Annotated in this window: 20 protein-coding genes; 18 read left to right on the forward strand and 2 right to left on the reverse strand. The window is 71.7% G+C overall.

What is annotated here, in order from left to right:
* Positions 1–66: 66 nt before the first annotated feature.
* From lepA to hemW, 3 genes are read left to right on the forward strand one after another with little or no spacing between them, the layout of a single operon-like run.
* Positions 67–1,917, forward strand: coding sequence for a translation elongation factor 4 (lepA, locus tag P5G50_RS12295; protein ID WP_301208579.1), 1,851 nt, complete (start codon positions 67–69; stop codon positions 1,915–1,917).
* A gap of 15 nt (positions 1,918–1,932) precedes the next feature.
* Positions 1,933–2,580, forward strand: a complete 648-nt coding sequence (locus P5G50_RS12300) for a DUF1990 domain-containing protein (protein ID WP_301208577.1) — start codon at positions 1,933–1,935, stop codon at positions 2,578–2,580.
* Entirely contained in the window at positions 2,580–3,809 is a 1,230-nt protein-coding gene (gene hemW, locus P5G50_RS12305) for a radical SAM family heme chaperone HemW (RefSeq protein WP_301208576.1), read from the forward strand. Before P5G50_RS12300 ends, hemW begins: the two co-directional genes overlap by 1 nt.
* A 24-nt stretch (positions 3,810–3,833) precedes the next feature.
* Here the strand turns inward: hemW and P5G50_RS12310 are convergent, their stop codons facing one another.
* Both P5G50_RS12310 and P5G50_RS12315 read right to left on the reverse strand, forming a co-directional pair.
* Positions 3,834–4,217 carry a DUF4870 domain-containing protein gene (locus P5G50_RS12310; protein WP_301208575.1) on the reverse strand — a complete coding sequence of 128 codons (384 nt, stop codon included), beginning with the start codon at positions 4,215–4,217 and terminating at the stop codon, positions 3,834–3,836.
* Positions 4,218–4,300: 83 nt separating this feature from the next.
* Complete coding sequence (locus tag P5G50_RS12315; protein ID WP_301208574.1) at positions 4,301–4,726, reverse strand: DUF4870 domain-containing protein; 426 nt, start codon at positions 4,724–4,726, stop codon at positions 4,301–4,303.
* A 165-nt stretch (positions 4,727–4,891) separates the two neighbouring features.
* Here P5G50_RS12315 and hrcA point away from each other — a divergent pair, with 165 nt between their 5' ends.
* The 15 genes from hrcA (at position 4,892) to leuA (ending at position 22,940) form a co-directional block, all read left to right on the forward strand.
* Positions 4,892–5,911: a heat-inducible transcriptional repressor HrcA gene (gene hrcA, locus P5G50_RS12320; RefSeq protein WP_301208573.1), complete on the forward strand. Its 1,020-nt coding sequence runs from the start codon at positions 4,892–4,894 to the stop codon at positions 5,909–5,911.
* A 44-nt stretch (positions 5,912–5,955) separates the two neighbouring features.
* Complete coding sequence (dnaJ, locus tag P5G50_RS12325) at positions 5,956–7,074, forward strand: molecular chaperone DnaJ (protein WP_301208572.1); 1,119 nt, start codon at positions 5,956–5,958, stop codon at positions 7,072–7,074.
* A 2-nt stretch (positions 7,075–7,076) separates the two neighbouring features.
* The gene (locus P5G50_RS12330; protein WP_301208571.1) at positions 7,077–7,805 is read left to right on the forward strand and encodes a 16S rRNA (uracil(1498)-N(3))-methyltransferase; all 729 of its coding nucleotides are present in this window, start codon (positions 7,077–7,079) and stop codon (positions 7,803–7,805) included.
* A gap of 72 nt (positions 7,806–7,877) precedes the next feature.
* Positions 7,878–8,243, forward strand: a complete 366-nt coding sequence (locus P5G50_RS12335) for a histidine triad nucleotide-binding protein (RefSeq protein WP_301208570.1) — start codon at positions 7,878–7,880, stop codon at positions 8,241–8,243.
* The gene (locus P5G50_RS12340; protein WP_301208569.1) at positions 8,233–9,327 is read left to right on the forward strand and encodes a PhoH family protein; all 1,095 of its coding nucleotides are present in this window, start codon (positions 8,233–8,235) and stop codon (positions 9,325–9,327) included. Before P5G50_RS12335 ends, P5G50_RS12340 begins: the two co-directional genes overlap by 11 nt.
* A 10-nt stretch (positions 9,328–9,337) precedes the next feature.
* Entirely contained in the window at positions 9,338–9,799 is a 462-nt protein-coding gene (gene ybeY / locus P5G50_RS12345) for an rRNA maturation RNase YbeY (protein WP_301208568.1), read from the forward strand.
* A gap of 8 nt (positions 9,800–9,807) precedes the next feature.
* Entirely contained in the window at positions 9,808–11,112 is a 1,305-nt protein-coding gene (locus P5G50_RS12350; RefSeq protein WP_301208567.1) for a hemolysin family protein, read from the forward strand.
* On the forward strand, positions 11,109–12,002 hold the full coding sequence (gene era, locus P5G50_RS12355) for a GTPase Era (RefSeq protein WP_301208566.1): 894 nt from the start codon (positions 11,109–11,111) through the stop codon (positions 12,000–12,002). The genes P5G50_RS12350 and era overlap by 4 nt, the downstream gene beginning before the upstream one ends.
* A 76-nt stretch (positions 12,003–12,078) precedes the next feature.
* Positions 12,079–13,971, forward strand: coding sequence for a sensor histidine kinase (locus tag P5G50_RS12360; RefSeq protein WP_301208565.1), 1,893 nt, complete (start codon positions 12,079–12,081; stop codon positions 13,969–13,971).
* 8 nt (positions 13,972–13,979) lie between these two features.
* Entirely contained in the window at positions 13,980–14,684 is a 705-nt protein-coding gene (locus P5G50_RS12365) for a response regulator (protein WP_301209392.1), read from the forward strand.
* Between the two features lie 104 nt (positions 14,685–14,788).
* Positions 14,789–15,550, forward strand: a complete 762-nt coding sequence (locus P5G50_RS12370; RefSeq protein WP_301208564.1) for an ABC transporter ATP-binding protein — start codon at positions 14,789–14,791, stop codon at positions 15,548–15,550.
* The gene (locus P5G50_RS12375) at positions 15,547–16,986 is read left to right on the forward strand and encodes an ABC transporter permease (protein ID WP_301208563.1); all 1,440 of its coding nucleotides are present in this window, start codon (positions 15,547–15,549) and stop codon (positions 16,984–16,986) included. The genes P5G50_RS12370 and P5G50_RS12375 overlap by 4 nt, the downstream gene beginning before the upstream one ends.
* A 166-nt stretch (positions 16,987–17,152) precedes the next feature.
* Positions 17,153–18,475: an alpha/beta hydrolase gene (locus P5G50_RS12380; RefSeq protein WP_301208562.1), complete on the forward strand. Its 1,323-nt coding sequence runs from the start codon at positions 17,153–17,155 to the stop codon at positions 18,473–18,475.
* Positions 18,472–21,009, forward strand: a complete 2,538-nt coding sequence (locus P5G50_RS12385; RefSeq protein WP_301208561.1) for a DUF2156 domain-containing protein — start codon at positions 18,472–18,474, stop codon at positions 21,007–21,009. Before P5G50_RS12380 ends, P5G50_RS12385 begins: the two co-directional genes overlap by 4 nt.
* 155 nt (positions 21,010–21,164) lie before the next feature.
* Positions 21,165–22,940, forward strand: a complete 1,776-nt coding sequence (leuA, locus tag P5G50_RS12390; protein ID WP_301208560.1) for a 2-isopropylmalate synthase — start codon at positions 21,165–21,167, stop codon at positions 22,938–22,940.
* Positions 22,941–22,969: the final 29 nt, after the last annotated feature.

A 22,969-nucleotide genomic window follows, 5' to 3' on the forward strand; every position in this document is an offset into this window, starting at 1 on the left:
GACCCGGGCGGCGGGGCGGCGCAGGTGGCGTCGCCTCGCGCCCCGTCATGGGAGAATGGCCGCACGATGTCACCACGAGCTCTGAAGGCCCTCGAGCCGGCCGCCACCGACCCGGCCTCCATCCGCAACTTCTGCATCATCGCCCACATCGACCACGGCAAGTCGACGCTGGCCGACCGGATGCTGCAGATCACCGGCGTCGTCGCCGAGCGTGACATGCGCGCGCAGTACCTCGACCGCATGGACATCGAGCGCGAGCGCGGCATCACCATCAAGAGCCAGGCCGTGCGGATGCCGTGGGAGGTCGACGGGCAGACCTTCGCGCTCAACATGATCGACACGCCAGGGCACGTCGACTTCACGTACGAGGTGTCCCGGTCGCTCGCCGCGTGCGAGGGCGCCATCCTGCTGGTCGACGCCGCGCAGGGCATCGAGGCGCAGACGCTCGCGAACCTCTACCTCGCGCTCGAGAACGACCTCACCATCGTCCCCGTCCTCAACAAGATCGACCTCCCGGCCGCCGACCCCGAGAAGTACGCGGCCGAGCTGGCGAGCCTGATCGGCGGCAAGCCGGAGGACGTGCTCCGCGTCTCCGGCAAGACCGGCATGGGCGTGGAGGCGCTGCTCGACCGCGTCGTGCAGGAGATCCCGGCGCCCGTCGGCGTCGCCGACGCGCCCGCCCGCGCCATGATCTTCGACTCGGTCTACGACAGCTACCGCGGCGTGGTGACCTACGTCCGCATGGTCGACGGCAAGCTCCAGCCGCGCGAGCGCATCCAGATGATGTCGACGAAGGCGACCCACGAGATCCTCGAGATCGGCGTCTCGTCGCCGGAGCCGACCCCGTCCAAGGGCCTCGGCGTCGGCGAGGTCGGCTACCTGATCACCGGTGTGAAGGACGTCCGCCAGTCCAAGGTCGGCGACACCATCACGACCGCGTCCAAGCCCGCGACGGAGGCGCTGCCCGGTTACACCGAGCCGAAGCCGATGGTCTTCTCGGGCCTGTACCCGATCGACGGCAGCGACTATCCGGAGCTGCGCGAGGCGCTCGACAAGCTCAAGCTCTCCGATGCGGCGCTCGTGTACGAGCCGGAGACCTCGGTCGCGCTCGGCTTCGGCTTCCGGTGCGGGTTCCTCGGCCTCCTGCACCTCGAGATCATCACCGAGCGGCTCTCCCGCGAGTTCGGCCTCGACCTGATCACCACCGCGCCGAGCGTGATCTACGAGGTGACCACCGAGGACAAGAAGACGGTCACCGTCACGAACCCGAGCGAGTTCCCCGGCGGCAAGATCGACAGGGTGGAGGAGCCGATCGTCAAGGCGGCCATCCTGGCGCCCAAGGATTACGTCGGCGTCATCATGGAGCTCTGCCAGAGCCGCCGCGGCACCCTCCTCGGCATGGAGTACCTCGGCGAGGACCGCGTCGAGATCCGCTACACGATGCCGCTCGGCGAGATCGTGTTCGACTTCTTCGACCAGCTGAAGAGCCGCACCGCCGGGTACGCCTCGCTCGACTACGAGCCCGCCGGCGAGCAGGAGGCCGACCTCGTCAAGGTCGACATCCTCCTCCAGGGCGAGACGGTCGACGCGTTCAGCGCGATCGTGCACCGCGAGAAGGCCTACGCCTACGGCACGATGATGGCCGGGCGGCTGCGCGAGCTGATCCCGCGGCAGCAGTTCGAGGTCCCCATCCAGGCCGCCATCGGCGCCCGCATCATCGCCCGCGAGAACATCCGCGCGATGCGCAAGGACGTCCTCGCCAAGTGTTACGGCGGTGACATCACCCGCAAGCGCAAGCTGCTCGAGAAGCAGAAGGAGGGCAAGAAGCGCATGAAGATGGTCGGCCGCGTCGAGGTCCCCCAGGAGGCGTTCATCGCCGCGCTGTCGGGCGACACCGAGAAGAAGGACAAGAAGTAGGGCGAGAATAGACCCATGCGCCGCTCCTCCTTCACCGACCAGCCCGTCACGTACGGCGCCGTCGGCGGCACCCAGGCCGCGGACCTGCTCTACTACCCGCCGAAGGGCTACCGGCCGCTCGAACGCAGTGTGCGCCTCGGGTCGGGCGAGGAGCGGTTCGAGACAGCGGCGTCGGCGCTCCTGGCGTGGGGCGTGCAGCGCGGCAGCGGCATCCTCGTGACGAATGTCGAGGAGGGCACCGGCGTCCAGTACGAGGGCATCGAGTACAACGCCGACGGGTCGCCGCGCGGCATGCGCGAGCACCGCGTCGAGGAGCACGTCTTCGCCGACGACGGCACGCCCTTCATCCGCAACGGGATGACCGCGCTGCTGAAGATCCCGTTCGGGCCGTTCAAGGTCGGTGCTCCGGTCCGCGTCGTCTACGTCATCGACGAGCCGGAGCGGAAGGGCTTCGCCTACGGCACCCTGCACGGCCACCCCGAGAGCGGCGAGGAGGCGTTCCTCGTCGAGCTGCGTTCCGACGGCACGGTCTGGTTCGTCCTGCGTGCCTTCTCGCGCCCGTCCAACGCGTTCTACCGGCTCGTGGCGCCGATCCTCTCGCTCGTGCAGCGCAGCTACACCAAGAAGTACCTCCGGTCGCTGCTGCCGGCGCGCTCCGTCTGATGCCCAGCACGCTTCCCCTCGGCGATCCCGCCCCCTCCGACGGCCTCCTGCCCGCGACCACCGCCCTCGGCGCCGGCGAGCGCGACTTCGGCGTCTACCTGCACGTGCCGTTCTGCCGGGTGCGGTGCGGTTACTGCGACTTCAACACCTACACGGCGACGGAGCTCCGCGGCGTCTCGCAGTCCGACTACGCCGGCCACGCCATCCGCGAGGTGGCGTTCGCCGCGGAGGCGCTGCAGCGCTCCGGCGTTCCGGCGCGGCCCGCCTCCACCGTGTTCTTCGGCGGCGGCACCCCGACCCTCCTGCCGCCGGGCGACCTGGGCGCGATGCTGAGCGCCGTCCGCGACGCGTGGGGCTTCGCTCCCGGCGCCGAGGTGACGACCGAGGCGAACCCCGACTCCGTCGACGCGGAGGATCTGCAGCGGCTCGCCGACGCCGGCTTCACCCGGGTGAGCTTCGGCATGCAGTCGGCCGTCCCGCACGTGCTCGAGACGCTGGAGCGCACGCACGACCCGGCCCGTGTCCCGCTCGTGGTCGGCTGGGCGCGCGAGGCCGGCCTCGACGTGAGCCTCGACCTCATCTACGGCACGCCGGGGGAGTCGCTGGCCGACTGGCAGCGGAGCCTGGAGACGGCGCTCGCCTGCGAACCCGACCACCTCTCCGCGTACGCGCTGATCGTCGAGCCCGGCACGAAGCTGGCCCGGCAGATCCGCTCCGGACAGGTGGCGGAGCCCGACGACGACCTCGAGGCCGACATGTACGAGCTGGCGGACCGCACGCTCGCCGCCGCCGGCTACGACTGGTACGAGGTCAGCAACTGGTCGCGCGGCGCGGAGCACCGGTCGCGGCACAACCTGTCGTACTGGCTCGGTCACGACTGGTGGGGCGTCGGTCCTGGCGCGCACAGTCACGTCGGCGGCGTGCGCTGGTGGAACGTCAAGCACCCCGCGGCGTACGCGCAGCGGGTGCTGGCGGGGGAGTCGCCCGCGGCCGGGCGCGAGACGCTCGACGACGAGACGCGCCGCGTGGAGCGCGTGCTGCTGCTGACGCGCATCCGGGAGGGCATCCGCACCGCCGAGCTGGATCCGGAGGGTCGCCGCGCGGTGGCCGGGCTGATCGCCGACGGCCTCGTGGACGCGAAAGCCGCCCTCGCCGGGTCGGTGGAGCTGACCCTGCGAGGGCGGCTGCTGGCGGACGCCGTCGTCAGGCGGCTGCTGCCGGAGGACTGACGGCGCCCGCGAAGACCGCGAGCCTCAGCTCACGAACTTGATGGCCACCGGGTAGGTGTAGTACTCGCCCTGGTTCGCCTTCACGGCCGCGATGATCGCGAACACGATGCTGACGACCCACGCCGCGAGCACGATGAACAGGCCGACCACGACGATCGACAGGATCCAGCCCACGATGTACGCGATGAAGATCGTGATCTGGAAGTTCAGCGCGGTCGCGGTGTGCGCGCGGATGAACGGGCCGCGGTCCTTGAGGACGAGGTAGCCGATGAGCGCGGGGATCCAGCCGAACAGGATCCCCCCGATGTGGATCAGGGTGGCCCACAGCTTCTCGTCGGCCGGGCTCAGCTGCTGTGCGGCACCTCCGTACGGCGGCTGCTGGGGCGGCGGCGGGGGTGTAGCGGACATGATCTCTCCTTGGAGTGGTCGGTCGGACGCTGCTCAGCCTAGGGGTGTCGGCCGCAGTCTGAGAAGAAGCCGAGAGCGATTCGTCACTTGATGAAGCGGAAGTTCATCGGGTAGCGGTAGGTTCCGCCGCCGTTGACGCGGATGAACCCGAGGATCGACAGCACGAGGTTGACCACGTACAGCGCCCACGGGATCAGCAGGCTGAACAGCAGGTAGCCGATCCCGCCGACGAGCGGGATGGCGCCGAGCACGAGCCCGATCATCTGGGAGAGCACCCAGCCGATGATCCAGGTGATCTGCCAGTTGAGCGCCTCCTTCGACTCCTGCGCGGTCAGCCGGCCGCGGTCCTTGAAGACGAGCCAGATGATGAGGGAGGGCAGCAGCCAGAGGATGCCGCCGAGGTGGGCGAACGACGCCCACTGCTTGTCCTGCGCCGCGTCGAGCGGCGCGGGCGGGGTGGATCCGCCGTACGGCTGTTGATCGTAGGGTCTGTCGTCGGGGTGGGACATGGGCATGCCTCCTTCGCGGCCGCAGCGCTGCGAGCCGGTGCGCATACGGTAGCGCCGGGCGTGTCGCCCCGCAATCACCGATTGTCATCTGTGCGCGATATGATTAGCACTCCAGAGCATTGAGTGCCAGTTCCAGCGGATGACGAGTCGACAGGAGGGGTTCGCATGGTCTCGGAACGCAGCCTCGAGGTCCTGCGCGTGATCGTCCAGGACTACGTGGCCTCCCGCGAGCCCGTGGGGTCGAAGAGCATCGTCGAGCGGCACGCGTTCGGCGTGTCTGCGGCGACCATCCGCAACGACATGGCGGCCCTCGAGGAGGAGGAGCTGATCGCGGCCCCGCACACCTCCTCCGGCCGCGTGCCCACCGACAAGGGCTACCGCCTGTTCGTCGACCACCTGGCGGAGGCCCGGCCGCTGACCCCGGCGCAGCGCACCGCGATCGAGGCGTTCCTCGGCCAGTCGGTCGACCTCGACGACGTGCTCTCGCGCACGGTGCGCCTCCTCTCGCAGCTGACGAACCAGGTCGCGCTCGTGCAGTACCCGTCGGTGCAGCGCTCGCGCATCCGGCACGTGGAGCTGGTGCAGCTCGCTCCGCGCCGCCTCCTGAGCGTGCTCATCACCGACTCGGGCGCCGTCGAGCAGCGCGTGATCGAGCTGGCGGGCGAGCTCACCGACGAGGAGATCGCCGAGGTGCGCGGCGCGGTGAACGGCGCCGTCGCCGGCCTCTCGCTGGTCGACGCCGCGGCGCGGCTGCGGCTGCTGCCCGGCGCGCTCACCGAGCGCACGCGCACGATCGTCGAGCCCGTGGCGAGCGCGCTGCTCGACCAGATCGCGGCCAACCGGCAGGAGAAGCTCATGATGGCCGGCGCCGCCAACCTGGTGCGCACCGAGACCGACTTCCCCGGCACCATCACCCCGGTGCTGGAGGCGATCGAGGAGCAGGTGGTGCTGCTGCGCCTGTTCGACGAGATGGCGCACGAGCAGCACACCGTCGCGGTCAGCATCGGCCGCGAGAACCCCGTGATGGGGCTCGCGGAGACCTCTGTGATGTCCAGCGGGTACAGTGCCGCGGGGTCCGACGTGGCCCGCGTCGGGCTGCTCGGCCCGCTCCGCATGGACTACTCCGGCAACATGGCGGCCGTCCGCGCCGTCGCACGCTACCTCTCGCGCCTGCTCGGCGACTAGCCGCCCCGCGAGAGACAACCCACGACAAGAAGGAACAGCCTTACGTGGCCGACCACTACGAAGTCCTCGGCGTTGACCGCAACGCCACCCCCGACGAGATCAAGAAGGCGTACCGCCGCCTCGCGCGCGAGCTGCACCCCGATGTGAACCCGAGCTCGGAGGCGCAGGAGCGCTTCAAGCTCGTCACCCATGCTTACGACGTGCTCAGCGACCCGCAGCAGCGGCAGCAGTACGACCTCGGCGGCTCGGGAGGCCCTAGCGGCTTCGGCGGCGCCGGCGCCGACTTCGGCGGGTTCGGCGACATCTTCGAGACGTTCTTCGGCGGCGGGGGAGGCGCGACGCGCGGCCCCCGGTCGCGGCGCGAGCGCGGGCAGGACGCCCTCATCCGGGTGGAGGTCGACCTCGACGAGGTCGTGTTCGGCACCCACCGCGACCTGGAGGTCGACACGGCCGTCGTCTGCGAGACCTGCAACGGCTCGTGCTGCCAGCCCGGCACCGCGCCGGTCACCTGCGACATCTGCCACGGGACGGGCAGCATCCAGCGGTCCGTCCGGTCGCTGCTCGGCAACGTCATGACCTCCAGCCCGTGCGGCACCTGCCGCGGCTACGGCACCGTCATCGCGACGCCGTGCGTGACCTGCCAGGGGCAGGGCCGCGTGCGCGCGCGCCGGACCGTCCCGGTCGACATCCCCGCTGGCGTCGACACCGGCCTGCGGCTGCAGATGCCGGGCTCGGGCGAGGCCGGCCCCGCCGGCGGCCCGAACGGCGACCTCTACCTCGAGATCAAGGTCAAGCACCACGACGTGTTCAGCCGCGACGGCGACGACCTGCTCTGCACGCTGGAGCTGTCGATGACCGACGCGATCCTGGGCACGACGGCGACCGTCCACTCGCTCGACGGCGACATCCGGCTGGAGCTCAAGCCGGGCACCCAGAGCGCGGACATCATCACCGTGAAGGACCGCGGCATCACGCACCTGCGCGGCACGGGCCGTGGCGACCTGCGCGTCGGCATCCAGGTGGTCACGCCCACGAAGCTGGACCACAAGGAGAAGGACCTGATCAAGAAGTTCGCGGCCGTGCACAAGGGCCCCGAGCCGTCGCTCGCCCGGTTCCAGCAGGGGCTGTTCTCGAAGCTGCGCGACCGGTTCCTCAACCTCTGATCATGAGCTCGCTCTACCTGCGGGAGGATCTCGACGACGTCGTGGCCGGCGCGCGGCTGTCGCTGACGGGCGCCGAGGCGAAGCACGCCGCGACCGTCAACCGCACCCGGCCGGGCGAGTCCGTGCTGATCGGCAATGGTCGCGGGCTGGTCGCCACCGGCGAGGTGATCGTCGCGACGAACACCGAGCTGACCATCGACGTGGAGGCGGTGGAGCGCGTGCCGCGTCCGTCGCCGCAGGTCACGCTCGTGCAGGCGCTCGCGAAGGGCGACCGCGACGAGCTGGCGGTCCAGGCGGCCACCGAGCTCGGCGTCGACCGGGTGGTGCCCTGGGCCGCCGCGCGCTCGGTGTCGCGCTGGGAGGGGCAGAAGGTCGCGAAGGGCCGCGACCGCTGGGCGACGATCGTCCGCGAGGCCGCCAAGCAGTCGATCCGCGCCTGGACGCCCGAGGTCACCGAGCTGGCGACCTCGAAGCAGGTGGCCGCGCTGTCGGCGGGCTCGCGCCTCCTCGTGCTCGAGCCCGGCGCAACCACGCCGCTCACGACCGTCGAGCCGGACGGCCGCGACCTCGTGCTCGTGGTGGGCCCGGAGGGCGGGATCGCGCCGCAGGAGCTCGACCTCTTCCGCGAGGCGGGAGCAGAGGCGGTGCGCCTCGGCGACACCGTGCTGCGCACCTCGACCGCGGGCCCCGCCGCCCTCGCCGTGCTGAACGCGGCGCTCGGCCGGTGGTGAGGGCCGCGATCGCGCTTCCGCCGAGGGTGAACGGCCGCCCCCGCGTCGGCGGTCACCCGTAGGATGGAGGCCATGGACACTGCGGAGCCCTCGATCTTCTCGCGCATCATCGCGCGCGAGATCCCGGCCGACATCGTCTACGACGGCGAGCGGATCGTCGCCTTCCGCGACATCGCGCCCAAGGCGCCCGTGCACCTGCTCGTCGTGCCCAAGACGCAGGAGTACCGCGACGTCGTCGAGCTCGCCGCCGGCGACCCGGAGCTCCTGGCCGAGCTGGTGGCGACCGCCAAGCGGCTCGCCGACGAGCACGGCGCCGGCGACTTCCGGCTCGTGTTCAACACCGGCGCCGGCGCCGGCCAGACCGTGTTCCATGTGCACGCCCACGTACTGAGCGGAGACGCCGAGCGCCCGCTCGAGGAAGGAAGCCTTGCCGACTAGCGAACCGACGCCCGCTGCGGGCACCCCCGCCGACGGAGGGGCCGAGGCCCGGCTCAGCGTCGACGGCGTCCAGATGGTCCGGCTGCTCGGGCCCCAGGACCGCCTCCTGACCACGCTGGAGCGCCAATACCCGCAGGTGAGCGTGCACGTGCGCGGCAACGAGATCAGCCTCACCGGCGACCCCGCCCAGGTGGAGTCGGCGCGACGCCTCATCGAGGAGCTGCTGCAGATGGTCCGCAACGGGCAGGAGATCAGCCCGGCCGAGGTCACCAGCTCGGCCCGCATGCTCGAGACCGACCTCAACCTGAGCCCGTCCGACGTGCTCAGCCAGGCCATCCTCACCGCGCGCGGCAAGAGCATCCGGCCGAAGACCCTCGGGCAGAAGAACTACGTCGACGCGATCGACCACAACACCATCGTGTTCGGGATCGGGCCCGCGGGAACCGGCAAGACGTACCTGGCGATGGCGAAGGCGGTGCAGGCCCTCCAGCGCAAGGAGGTCAACCGCATCATCCTGACCCGTCCGGCGGTGGAGGCGGGGGAGCGGCTGGGCTACCTGCCCGGAACCCTCACCGACAAGATCGACCCGTACCTGCGCCCGCTGTACGACGCACTCAACGAGATGATGGACCCCGACCTCGTGCCCAAGCTGCTCGCGGCGGGCACGATCGAGGTGGCGCCGCTCGCGTACATGCGCGGACGCACGCTCAACGACTCGTTCATCATCCTCGACGAGGCGCAGAACACCACGCCCGAGCAGATGAAGATGTTCCTCACCCGCCTCGGCTTCGGCTCGAAGATGGTGGTGACCGGCGACATCACGCAGATCGACCTCCCGAACGCTGCCAGCGGCCTGCGGCTCGTGACCCGCGTGCTGAACGACATCGACGACATCCACTTCGCCCGGCTCACCAGCGAGGACGTCGTGCGGCACACCCTCGTCGGCCGGATCGTGGACGCCTACACCGACTACGACGCCCGCCAGCAGGCGCGGCACTTCGAGCGCGAGCAGGCGGCCGAGTTCGCCAACCGCGCCGAGCGCCGCCAGGGCATGACGCGCGACCACCTCCCGAAGCGACGATGAGAGCGATCCTGTGAGCATCGAGATCAACAACGAGTCCGCCATCGAGGTCGACGAGGCCGCCCTGCAGCGGCTGGCGGGCTTCGCGCTCGACATCATGCACGTGCATCCCGACGCGGAGCTGGCGATCGTGCTCGTCGACGAGGCCGCCATGGAGCAGCTGCACGTGCAGTGGATGGACGAGCCGGGCCCGACCGACGTGCTGAGCTTCCCGATGGACGAGCTGCGCCCCGGGACCGAGGACGAGCCGTCCCCGGCGGGCCTCCTCGGCGATGTCGTGCTGTGCCCGCAGGTCGCGCAGATGCAGGCCGAGACGGCCGGGCACACGCTGATGGACGAACTGCTGCTGCTGACCACGCACGGCATCCTGCACCTGCTCGGCTTCGACCACGCCGAGCCGGCCGAGGAGCGCGAGATGTTCGGCATCCAGCGCGACATCCTCGTGGGCTTCGCCCGGTACGACCGACAGCGCTAGGCGGCAGCATGCTCGCAACGCTGTTCTTCGTCGTCGCGTTCCTGCTCGTCGCGTTCGGCGGTCTCATGGCCGCGGTCGATGCGGCCCTCTCCGTGCAGTCGCGCGCCGACATCGCCGACCTCGCCGAGGGCTCCCGCGCCGAGAAGTCGCTGACGGCGATCGCGGCCGATCCCGACCCGCACTTCAACGCGGTCAACTTCAGCCGCATCATCGCGGAGACGACGGCGGCGGTGCTCGTCACCCTCGCCTTCGAGCAGATCTTCGAGGAGTGGTGGATCTCGCTGATCCTGTCGGCGCTGATCATGACGGCCGTGTCGTTCGTGCTCGTCGGCGTCAGCCCGCGCAGCGTCGGTCGCGCCAACTCGCAGCTGCTGCTGCGGCTGACGGCGCCGCTCGTGCGGTTCGTCCGCGTGGTGCTCGGCCCGATCCCGGGCGGCCTGGTCGCGCTCGGCAACAGGGTGACGCCGTCGCGGGCCCGGTCGGCGCCGGTCACCAGCGAGGAGCAGCTGCTCAGCATCGTCGACGAGGCCACGGCCTTCGACGTGCTCGAGGAGGACGACCGCGAGCTGATCCACTCGATCTTCGAGTTCAACGACACCGTGGTGCGCGAGGTCATGATCCCGCGCACCGACATGATCGCGGTCGACGCCTCCGCGAGCATCGGCACCGCGATGGGCCTGTTCTTCAGCAAGGGCGTCTCGCGCATGCCGGTGATCGACGGCGATCCTGACGAGGTCGTCGGCATCCTCTACCTGCGCGACGTCGCCCGGCTGAGCTTCGAGAGCACGCGCGGCGCCGACACCGTCACGCTGACCGAGCTGGCCCGGCCGGCGCTGTTCGTGCCGGAGTCGCAGAAGGCCGACGCCCTGCTGCGGGAGATGCAGCGCGAGTCCAACCACCTGGCGATGGTCGTCGACGAGTACGGCGGCATCGCCGGGCTGGTGACTCTGGAGGACCTCATCGAGGAGCTGGTCGGCGACATCTCCGACGAGTACGACCACGAGCTCGCGCTCGTCCAGGAGCTCGGCGACGGCCGCTACCGCGTCGCCACGCGCATGCCCATCGACGACCTCGGCGAGCTGTTCGACGAGGAGATCGAGGAGGACGACGTCGACAGCGTCGGCGGCCTGGTCGCGAAGGCGCTGGGCCGGCTGCCCGAGGTGGGGTCGACGGTCGCCGTGCACGGCCTCCGCTTCACCGTCGACCGGGTGGAGGGGCGCCGCCGGCACGTGAGCACGGTCCTGGTCGAGCGCGACCCGCACCGCGTCAAAGACCGCGAACACCACCGCCAGCACCAGGAGGAGCGCCCGTGACCGAGTACCACGCCGGCTTCGTCTCGTTCGTCGGCCGCCCCAACGTGGGCAAGTCGACCCTGACCAACGCCCTCGTCGGCGAGAAGGTCGCGATCACCAGCTCGAAGCCGCAGACGACCCGCCGCGCCATCCGCGGCATCGTGCATCAGCGCGACGGCCAGCTCATCCTGGTCGACACCCCCGGCATCCACCGCCCGCGCACCCTGCTCGGCGAGCGGCTGAACACGCTCGTCCAGTCGACCCTGGGCGACGTCGACGTGATCGGCTTCTGCGTCCCCGCCGACGAGAAGATCGGCCCCGGCGACCGCTTCATCAACGAGCAGCTCGACGACTACCCCAACGCCAAGAAGGTCGCGATCGTCACCAAGATCGACCGCGCGAGCCGCCCGCAGGTCGCCGAGCAGCTGCTCGCCGTGTCGGCCCTGCGCGAGTGGGAGGCGATCATCCCGATCTCGGCGACGAGCAGCATCCAGCTCGACACCCTGACCGGCGAGCTGATGAAGCTCCTGCCCGCGTCTCCTGGCCCGCTCTATCCGGAGGACGCGGTCACCGACGAGGGCCTCGAGGACCGCATCGCCGAGTACATCCGCGAGGCCGTGCTCGAGGGCGTGCAGGACGAGCTCCCGCACTCGCTCGCCGTCACCATCGACGACATCGTCGAGCGCGACGACAAGGACCTCGTCGAGGTGTACGCCAACCTCTTCGTCGAGCGCGACAGCCAGAAGGCGATCGTGATCGGCAAGGGCGGCAGCCGGCTCAAGGAGGTCGGGGCCGCCGCGCGCGCCCCGATCGAGCAGCTGCTGGGCCGCCACGTGTTCCTCTCGATCCGCGTGAAGGTCGCGAAGGACTGGCAGCGCGACCCGAAGCAGCTGGGCCGCCTGGGCTTCTGAGCCCGGCCGTACATCCGGAGGATGATTCCGGCCGCCCGGCGCGGTGGCGCCCACGACCTCCCCGTACCGTAGAGACATGCCCGATCGCAGCCGCCTCCTGAGCGCCGTGGCCCCGCGCCGCTGGGTGCTGGAGCCGGCGCTCGCCCTCGTGCTGTTCGTCGCGTGGCTCGCCACCGGGCTGCCCTTCGACGTCGCGGCCGCGCTCGCGCTGCTGTTCTACGGCGCTGCGGTCGCGCTCTCCCGGGTGCTGCCTGGCGTCGCGCTGGGGCTCGTCTGCCTGGCGGTGGTGGTGGAGCTGACCGAGGGGGAGGCCCTTCCCGGCGCGTTCCGCATCATCGCCGCCATCGCCGTGCTGGCGACCCTGATCGGCGTCACCGCGCACGGCGGCCGGGTGCTGCGCTGGCTCGCCCTGGCCTCCACGCTGCTGCTCGGACCCGCGATGGCGTACCTGTTCACCGTGCGCGGCGAGCTGAAGTTCGCGCAGTTCGGGCCCGTGATCGCGGGGTACTACACCAGCCAGGGCGTCGGCGTGCTGCTGATGAGCGTGCTGATGATCGTGGTGTTCGCCGCGGGCTGGCTGCTCGGCTTCCTGATCGCGCGGCAGCGGGCGGCGGCGCAGGCGGAGGCCGCTGCCGGAGGCGGTCAGGGTCAGGCCGGCAGCTCCGTGCTGCTCTGGCTCGCCTCCTCCGGCGGCGCGGAGGTGTCGGAGGACGAGCCGGACAGGCCCGGCCTCGTCCGCCGGTTGACCCGGCGCGAGCTCACGTTCGACATCGTCGGCGCCGCGCTGCTGGCGCTGTTCTGCCTGCTGGCCGACTCCACGATCCTCGTCGGGCTGACGGACACCGGAGGCGACCGGTCGGGCTTCCTGGTGCTGATCGTCCTCGTCGTGGCCGTCGCGCTGCGCCGGATGTCGCCGCCGGTCTCGCTCGCCCTCGCCTGGCTGGGCGCGGTGCTGCAGATGACCACCGGCCACAACATCCTGATCAGCGACCTCGCGATCCTCCTCGTGCTCTACGCCACCGCTGCCTACGGCGACCGGGTGGTGCGCTACGCCGGACTGATCTCGGCCGGACTCGGCGCCTTCGTCGCAGCCCTCTACCTGACCCTGACCTCGGCGCTCGGGCAGGACTACTTCGACCTGCTGTCCACCTCGCTGACGAGCCTCGCGCTGCAGTTCGCATTCCTGTTCATCGTGAGCGTCACCGTGCTGGCGCTGTCGTGGGTGCTCGGCCTGCTGATGCGCACCTGGCGCACGGCCCGGTACTCCCGCCGCGCCCGCGCCGCCGCCGAGCTCGACCGCGCGCGGGCCGTGGAGGACGTGGTCGTCGAGCAGGAGCGCACCCGCATCGCGCGCGACATGCACGACGTGGTCGCGCACTCCCTCGCCGTCGTCATCGCCCAGGCCGACGGCGCCCGGTACGCCAGGCACGCCGACCCGGAGGCCGTCGACCAGGCGCTCACCACCATCGCGGCGACGGCCCGTTCGGCGCTGACCGACGTGCGCGTGCTGCTCGCCGAGCTACGGCATTCGCAGGCCGAGGGCCCGCAACCGACCCTGGAGGACGTCGACCGGACGGTCGAGCAGATCCGCGCCGCGGGCCTCCCGGTCACCCTCGAACGCACCGGCACGCCGGCGGGCCTCGGTTCCGCCCAGCAGATCGCCGCATACCGGATCGTGCAGGAGGCGCTGACCAACGCCCTCCGGCACGGCGACACCACCCGCCCCGCCGAGGTCGTCCTCGCCGGGGTCGACCAGGGCGCCGGGGGACCGGGGCTCGCCATCACCGTGAGGAACGCCATGAAGCCGCAGCCCGCAGAACCGCCGACCACCGCAGGAGTGCCCCGCGTAGGCCACGGCCTGCCCGGGATGCGGGAGCGCGCCTCCCTCGCCGGCGGCAGCTTCAGCGCGGGGCCGGAGGGGTCGGGCTTCGTGGTGTCGGCGTTCCTGCCCGCGGGAGGGGCGGCGTGAGCGGCGGCATGAGCGGCGAGCGGGTGGAGGCCGCGGTCGAGCCGCGCATCCGGGTGCTGCTGGTCGACGACCAGGCCCTGTTCCGGGCGGGCGTGCGCATGCTGGTCGGGTCGCAGCCCGACCTGGAGCTCGCCGGGGAGGCGGCCAACGGCGCGGAGGGCGTGGAGCTGGCACGCAGCCTCCGGCCCGATGTGGTGCTCATGGACATCCGCATGCCGGTCATGGACGGGATCGCGGCGACCACGACGATCGTCGCCGACGCCGAGCGCGAGGGCCGCACGCCGCCGCGGATCGTGGTGCTGACGACGTTCGACCTCGACGAGGCGGCGGCGCGGGCGATCCGCGGTGGGGCGAGCGGCTTCGTGCTCAAGGATGCCGAGCCGGAGTTCCTGCTCGCCGCCATCCGCACTGTGCACGCGGGCAGCGCGGTCATCGCCGCGGGCGCGACGCGCGAGCTGTTCCAGTACTTCTCGGACGACCGTCCCGCGAAGCCGGAGCCCGCGGAGTTCGCGACGCTCACCTCCCGGGAGCGCGAGATCTTCGTGCTCGCCGCGCGCGGCCTCAGCAACGCCGAGATCGCGGGCAGCGAGTACCTCAGCGAGGCGACCGTGAAGACGCACATCAGCCGCATCCTCGCCAAGCTCGGGCTGCGCGACCGGGTGCAGATGGTCGTCTACGCGTTCGAGCACGGCCTCACCGGCGCGACCGAGTAGCCGTCTCTCGGTCGCGGGGCGCCGCAGGATCATCCTCGCGGCGGACCCGGGATGGCTCTCGCGCCCGATCCGCCGCCCGCGGGGCGCTCCCTAGCGTTGAGAGCATGCACACCACAACGACAGGGACGCGGCACGTCGCCCGCGTCGAGGACGCGACCAGGGTCTACGGCAGCGGGGCGGGCCGGGTGCACGCCCTCGCCGGCGTGACCCTCGGCATCCCGGCCGGCCGGTTCACCGCGATCATGGGGCCGAGCGGCTCCGGCAAGTCCACGCTGATGCACGTCATGGCCGGGCTCGACGGCGTCACCAGCGGCCGCGTCTTCCTCGGCGACACCGAGATCACCGGGCTGGGCGATACCGAGCTGACCCTGCTGCGCCGGCGGCGGGTCGGGTTCGTCTTCCAGTCGTTCAACCTGGTGCCGACGCTGGACGTGGCCGTCAACCTCCGCCTGCCGTTCGAGCTCGACGGCCGCCGCCCGAGCATCGAGGAGACGGAGTGGATGGACCACCTCGTCGACATCCTCGGCCTCGGCGACCGCCTGACGCACCGCCCGCACGAGCTCTCCGGCGGGCAGCAGCAGCGCGTCGCGATCGTCCGCGCGCTGGCGACCCGGCCCGACCTCGTCTTCGCGGACGAGCCCACCGGCAACCTCGACTCGCGCACTGGCCGCGAGGTGCTCGCCGTGCTGCGGCAGGCCGCGAGCGAGTTCGGCCAGAGCATCGCCATGGTCACCCACGACCCGGTCGCGGCGAGCTACGCCGACGGCATCGTGTTCCTCGCCGACGGCCGCGTGGTCGCCGAGCGCGAGCGCTCCACCGCCGAGGAGATCTCCGCCTACATGCTCGGGATGGAGGCGCGCGCGTGATCCGGGCCTTCCGCGCCAACGCCAGGGACCATCGCGCGACCATCCTCGTCGCCGCGCTGAGCGCCGCCTTCGGGGTCGCGCTGCTCGCCTGCACCAACATCCTCGGCGCGTACATCGGCGCGACGCAGCTGGGCGAGCACGGCTCCGTCCAACTGGCCCTGCTGCTCGTCGCCGGGGTCTTCTTCGTGATCGCCGCCTACGTCGGCGCGGTCGTGACGACCAACACGGTCGCGACCATCATCGCCGGCCGGGTGCGCACGATCGCGCTGCTGCGCCTCCTCGGCTCCACCGCCCGGGACCAGCGCCGCGCCGTCGCCGGCGAGGGCTTCGTCGCCGGGACGATCGGCGCCGCCGCCGGGGGAGCGGCGGCCGCCGCGCTCTCGCTGCTCGCCGTGCGGCTGTTCACGCTCGCCGGGGTGCTGCCGGACGTGCCGTACCCGGTGCTCACGCCCTCCCTGCTGGTCCCGGTCGTCGTGGTGATCGCGACGACCTGGCTCGCGTCCTGGGCGGGCGGCCGCCGCGTGCTCACGGTCACTCCGCTGGAGGCGCTGGGCGCGGCCCAGGAGCCGCCCGCGCGCTCGGTCCGCCGGCCGGGGCGCCTGGCCGCGTCGCTGCTGCTGCTCGTTCCCGGGCTCGCGCTGCTGGTGTTCGGCCTGCTGCTGGGGCTCGGCGTGTTCGCGGGGTCGAGGATCGACCTCCTGATCGTGCTCGGCTTCCTGGCCGTGCTGGTCGCACTGGTCGGCGGCGTGCTCTCGTTCACCGGGATCGTGCTGGCGGCGCCGTTCTTCCTGCCCGCGATCCTCCGCGCGACCGGTCTGCTGCTGGGCCGGGGCGCGGCGGGGAGGCTCGCGGCCGCCAACGCGTCCCGCAACCCCGAGCGCAGCTCCCGGACGGCGATCGGGCTCGTCATCGGCGTCACCCTGATCACCATGTTCGTCGTCGCGTCGGAGACCTGGCTGCACGTCATCCGGGTGGCCGCCGCGGCAGAGCCGGGGATGTACGCGGGCGCGGAGGAGGTGCTCACCGTCGCGATGATCGTCTTCACCGTGCTCGTCGGCTTCTCGGCGGTGATCGCCGCCGTGGGCGTCGTGAACAGCCTCTCGCTCAGCGTGCTGCAGCGTGCTCGTGAGCTGGGGTTGCTGCGCGCGCTCGGCTTCACCGCCGCGCAGGTCAAGCGGATGATCCTGGCGGAGTCGGCCCAGCTCACGGTCGCCGCGGTGCTGACCGGTCTCGTGCTCGGCACCGCCTACGGCTGGATCGGAGCGGAGTCGCTGCTCGGCAGCATCCCGGGCGGCGGCCTCCTGCCGCCGGTGGTCCCGTTGCCGTTCCTGATCGCGGTCGTCGCCGCCACCGCCGCGTTGGCGGTGTGCGCCTCGATCGCGCCGACCCGGCGCGCCACCCGTGTCGCGCCTGTGGCCGCGCTGGCCGTCGACTGAACGCCCGCTCAGACGACGGCCCGGCCGGGCAGCGCATCCCGAGGACCGGCTGCGAGTCGGCTGGAGGAGGCTGTGGTCCGGCCTGTCCGTCGGCTGTGCGAGCTATCGTGAATCGCCCTCACCGATCCGGGGGCCGCCCGACCGGAGGAAGACCCTGGACTCGCTCATGACACTGCGGATCGACGCGCCGGCGTTCCTGGCCGTCGTGTACGCCATCGCCGCCGCGCTCGCGCTCTACCTGCTGGCGCGGCGGGGGCGCCGCCGCCTGCTGGCCGGCGTGCTCGCGGCCGTCGGTGGGGCGCTCCTCGGCTGGCTCCTGGTGTGGCTGCTGGACGACGTGTTCGACGTGTTCGGCGTCGGACTCACGCCGACCACGACCGCCTGGGTCGCCGCGGGCGTCGCCGGGGTGGCGCTGGCGGTCGCGAACCTGGTCGGGTCGCGGTGGTGGCGCAAGGTCGTGGCGATCGCGAGCATCCCGCTGTTCGTCCTGGCGGCCTTCGCGGGCGTGAACGTCGACTTCGGCGCGTACCGCGACCTCGACGACGCGCTGGGGGTCGTGCCGTACCGCGGTCTCGACCTCCACCACGAGCGGGGGGAGGTCGTGGCCGGGCGCGACTGGACGCAAGCGGCGGCCGTTCCCGCCGGTGACCCGTCCGCCGGTCCCTCCGCCGATCCCGCGGGAGACCCGCCCGCGAAGGGCGAGGTGGGCACCGTGCGCATCCCGGGCGTCCGCTCCCACTTCCCGGCCCGCGAGGCGGTCGTCTACCTGCCGCCGGTCGCGCTGGGGGCGAACCCGCCGGTGCTCCCGGTGATGTACGCCTTCTCGGGCCAGCCGGGCGCTCCGTCGGACATGTTCACCGCCGGGCGCGTGGCGCAGGTCATGGACGCCTTCGCGCGCACCCACCGCGGGTACGCGCCCATCGTCGTCGCCGCCGACCAGCTCGGCGGCCCCGGCCGCAACCCGATGTGCGTGGACTCGCGCGCCGGCGGGAACGCCGCGACCTACCTGCTCACGGACGTGCGGCAGTGGATCACGTCGCACCTGCGGGTGAGCTCCGACCCGGCAGCGTGGAGCGTCTTCGGCTACTCGGAGGGCGCGACCTGCGCCGTGCAGTTCGCGACAGGGCATCCGGAGCTGTTCGGCTCGGCACTCGCCTCCTCGAGCGAGCTCGGCCCGACGCTCGGCGACGAGCGCACCACCATCGCCAGCGGCTTCGGCGGGTCGAGGGCGGCGTACGAGGCGGCCCAGCCCGCCGCCCAGATGGCCGCGCACACCCCGTACCGCGACTCCCTCGTGATCTTCGGCGTCGGGCAGAACGACGCGCGCTACCTCGCCTACGCCCGCACGCTGCACGCCGACGCCGAGAAGGCCGGCATGCGCACCGAGCTGCTGGTGTCGCCCGGGAGCGCCCACGACTGGAACACCGTGCGTTACACCCTCCGCAACGGTTTCCCCGCCATCGCCGCCCACCTGGGGTTGGGCTCGTGAGCGCGGAGCAGGTGGACGCCGGCACGGCCACCGCGCCCGCCCCCTGGTGGAGCCGCGTCTCGAGCATCGTGCGGGCCCATCCGTTCACGGCGGCGCTGATCGCGGTGCTGCTCGTGCTCGCCCTCGCCACCGGCCCGCTGCACGGGCCGCACCGTCCCCTCAGGCTCTGGCTCGGCACCGGACTCGCCCAGCTCGCCGACGGCCACTGGTGGTCGCCGTTCACGGCGGTCCTCTTCACCGACAACCTCGCGGAGCTGATCGTCGCGCTGATCGGGGCCGCCGTGCTCGTGGGGTGGGCGGAGCGGCTGATGGGCTCCTGGCGCACGGCCGTCGCCTTCGTCGTGACGCCGGTCCTCGGCGTCGCCGCCGGAGCGCTGCTGCAGGCGCTCGGCAGTGGTGCGGAGCAGATGTGGTCGCGCGGCGTGCGTGAACTGGTGGTGCTCGACGTCTTCAGCGGGATCGCGGGCACGATCATGGCGGCCAGCGCCTTCGCCGGCGTGCTCTGGCGACGGCGCATCCGCGTCATCACGCTGCTCGTCGCCGCGGTCTACCTGTTGTACTCCGGTCTCCCTGCCGACCTGTACCGGATGCTCGCGGTGCTCGCCGGCCTCGGGCTCGGCGTGCTGCTGCGGCCGGGGAAGGGACTGCAGGGGTGGAGGCGCAGCTCCCACCACGAGGTGCGCGTGCTCCTCGCCTCCGCCGTCGGCATCACCGCCCTCGGCCCGGTGATCGGGCTGCTGTCGCCCTCGCGCTACGGCCTGCTCTCGCCGGTCGGCCTGCTGTTCACCGACGCGATGCCCGACCGCGACAGCGTGATCGAGCGCTGCCAGGCGTTCGCCGTCACCCGGGAGTGCGTGCGCGCGCTGACCCTGACCCGGATGGACGGGCCGGGCCCGGTGCTGCTGTCGCTCCTGCCCCTCCTCGTGCTCCTGGTGGCAGCGGCCGGGCTGCTGCGGGGGCGCCGGTTCGCCGTCTGGCTCGCGGCGATCGTCAACGGCCTGCTGGGGCTGCTCGCGGCGCTCTACTACGGAATCCTGCCGCTCGCCGGTCAGCGACTGGCCGCATCCGGCCGGTACTGGGAGGTGTCGCTGAGCTTCGCGCTCGCGGTCGCCGTCCCGCTGAGCATCGCGGTGGCGCTCGTGGTGCTGCGACGGCACTTCCCGGTGCTGCCGTCCGGGCGCGCGGTGCGACGCTACCTGCTCACGGTCGGCGGGACCGGCGTCGGCCTGGCGCTGCTCTACGTGCTGGTCGGCTGGCTCCAGCGCGACACGGGCTTCACCCGTCCTGTCGACCTCTCCGACCTCCTCGGCGACGTGTTCGAACGGTTCGTGCCGGTCGCCTTCCTGCGGCACGAACCGGTGCAGTACCTGCCGACCACACCGCTCGCCGCCGCGGTCTACCACAACATCGGAACCGTGTTCTGGCTCGTCGCCGTCCTCGCGGCGATCCCGCCCGTGCTCGGCCGCTCGCCCTGGCAGCGCGGCGCGGCGGACACCGCGCGGGTGCGGCGCCTGCTGCGGCGCGGGGGCGGCGACGCGCTCGCCTTCATGGCGACCTGGCCGGGCAACAGCCACTGGTTCGACCCGGCGGGGGAGGGCGCGGTCGCGTACCGCGTCGTCGGCCGGGTCGCGATCACCACGGGCGGTCCCTTCGGCGCTCCGCCGCCGCATGACCGCGTGATCGAGCGGTTCGCGCGGTTCTGCGACGACAACGGCTGGACGCCCGTGTTCTACAGCGTGGAGGACGACCTCCTGCCCGTCTTCGAACGGCTCGGCTGGTCGACCATGACCGTGGCGGAGGAGACCGTCATCCGCCCCCAGCAGTGGGCGACCACGGGCAAGAAGTGGCAGGACGTCCGCAGCTCGATCAACCGCGCCCAGCGGGCCGGCATCCGCGCCGAGTGGACCGCGTACGCCTCCCTCCCGCTCGCGGTCGCCGTGCAGATCACCGACATCTCCGAGCAGTGGGCGGCCGACAAGGAGCTGCCCGAGATGGGCTTCACCCTCGGCGGCCTCGACGAGCTGCGCGACCCCGACGTTCGGCTCATGCTCGCGATCGACGGCGACGGCCGGGTGGAGGCGGTCACGAGCTGGCTGCCGACCTGGCGCGACGGCGTCGTGGTCGGCTGGACGCTCGACTTCATGCGCCGCCGCCCCGGCAGCATCAACGGCGTGATGGAGTTCCTCATCGCCGAGGCCGCGACCAGGATGAAGGCCGAGGGCGCCGAGTTCCTCAGCCTGTCCGCGGCCCCGCTCGCGCACACCGCGGGCGCTCCCGCTGACGACGCGGGCACGATGGACCGCCTCCTCGGCCACCTCAGCTCGTCGCTGGAGCCGGTCTACGGCTTCCGCTCGCTGTTCGCGTTCAAGCAGAAGTTCCAGCCCGAGCTGCACCCGCTGCTGATGGCCTACCCGGACCCGCTGGCGCTCCCCGAGATCGGCGCTGCGCTCGCGAGGGCCTACCTGCCGGGGCTGTCGGTGCGGCAGGCGGCACGGTTCGTACGACCCCAGCAACCGGCCGCCAGCCGCGCCTGAGTCGATCATCCGCCGGGCCGAGCGGCCGTGGTACCGTGTTCTCTGTGTACGGTCTGCTCCTCCTTAGCTGCCGCGACGAGTCCTAGTTCCGGGCCTCACTCGTCGCGGAGTTCGTCGTCGGCTCTCCACACCACACCGCGACCAGGAAGCAGACCATGAAGAACACGCAGGCGCCGAGCGCCATGCCGATCCACAAGTACCGCCCGTTCCACGAGCAGATCCGCGTCGATCTGCCCGACCGGACCTGGCCCTCCGCCCGCATCACCGAGGCGCCGCGCTGGTGCGCGGTCGACCTGCGCGACGGCAACCAGGCCCTCATCGACCCGATGAGCCCCGAGCGCAAGCGCATCATGTTCGACCTGCTGGTCCGCATGGGCTACAAGGAGATCGAGGTCGGCTTCCCGAGCGCGAGCCAGACCGACTTCGACTTCGTCCGGAGCCTGATCGAAGAGGACGCGATCCCGGACGACGTCACCATCCAGGTGCTGACCCAGTCCCGTGACCACCTGATCAAGCGCACGTACGAGTCGCTCGTCGGCGCCAAGCAGGCCATCGTGCACCTGTACAACTCGACCAGCATCCTGCAGCGCGAGGTCGTGTTCCGCACCGACCAGCAGGGCATCATCGACATCGCCCTGAGCGGCGCCCGGCTGTGCAAGCAGTACGAGTCGCTGGTCCCGGGCACCGAGATCTACTACGAGTACTCGCCGGAGAGCTACACCGGCACCGAGCTGGAGTTCGCGGCCGACATCTGCAACCAGGTGCTGGAGGTGTTCGAGCCGACGCCCGAGCGCAAGGTGATCATCAACCTCCCGGCGACCGTCGAGATGGCGACGCCCAACGTCTACGCCGACTCGATCGAGTGGATGTCGCGGCACCTGAACCACCGCGAGAACGTCATCCTCTCCCTCCACCCGCACAACGACCGCGGCACCGCCGTCGCCGCCGCCGAGCTGGGCTACATGGCCGGCGCGGACCGCATCGAGGGCTGCCTGTTCGGCAACGGCGAGCGCACCGGCAACGTCGACCTGGTGACCCTGGGCGTCAACCTGTTCACGCAGGGGATCGACCCGCAGATCGACTTCAGCGACATCGACCAGATCAAGCGCACGGTCGAGCACTGCAACCAGCTGCCGGTCGGCGAGCGCAGCCCGTGGGGCGGCGACCTGGTCTTCACCGCGTTCAGCGGCTCCCACCAGGACGCCATCAAGAAGGGCTTCGAGGCGATGGCCGCGCAGGCCGAGCGCGAGGGCGTCTCGGTCGACGACCTGGTGTGGGCGGTGCCCTACCTGCCGGTGGACCCGAAGGACCTGGGCCGCAGCTACGAGGCGGTCATCCGCGTCAACTCGCAGTCCGGCAAGGGCGGCGTCGCATACCTGCTGAAGGCCGACCACGCGATCGACCTGCCGCGCAAGCTGCAGATCGAGTTCTCCGGCGTCGTGCAGGCGAAGACCGACGCCGAGGGCGGCGAGGTCACCAGCGACCAGATCTGGGAGATCTTCCAGGACGAGTACCTCCCGGCGCCGGCCACCGACCCGGACGCCAAGTGGGGCCGCTTCGAGCTGGGCAGCACGAGCACGACGAACGAGTCGGGCGACCACGTCAGCCTCAGCGTCACGCTGCGCGACGGCGACACCGTCACGAAGGCCGAGGGCGAGGGCAACGGCCCGATCGCGGCGTTCTTCGACATCCTGAACGCCCGCGGCATCCAGGCGCACCTCTACGACTACTCGCAGCACACGCTGTCGGCGAGCGAGTCGGCGTTGGCCGCGGCCTACGTCGAGGTGGATGTGGACGGCGTGCGCCGCTGGGGCGTCGGCATCGACGCGGACACGACCACCGCCTCCTTCAAGGCGGTCGTCTCGGCCGTGAACCGGGCGATCCGCTCGGGCGCCGGTTCGTCGGCGGAGGCGGAGCTGGTCACGGCCTGACCCGCGCCTCCCGTCCCGTCTCCCGCAAC

The sequence above is a fragment of the Leifsonia williamsii genome, from assembly GCF_030433685.1.
Classification (GTDB): Bacteria; Actinomycetota; Actinomycetes; order Actinomycetales; family Microbacteriaceae; genus Leifsonia; species Leifsonia williamsii.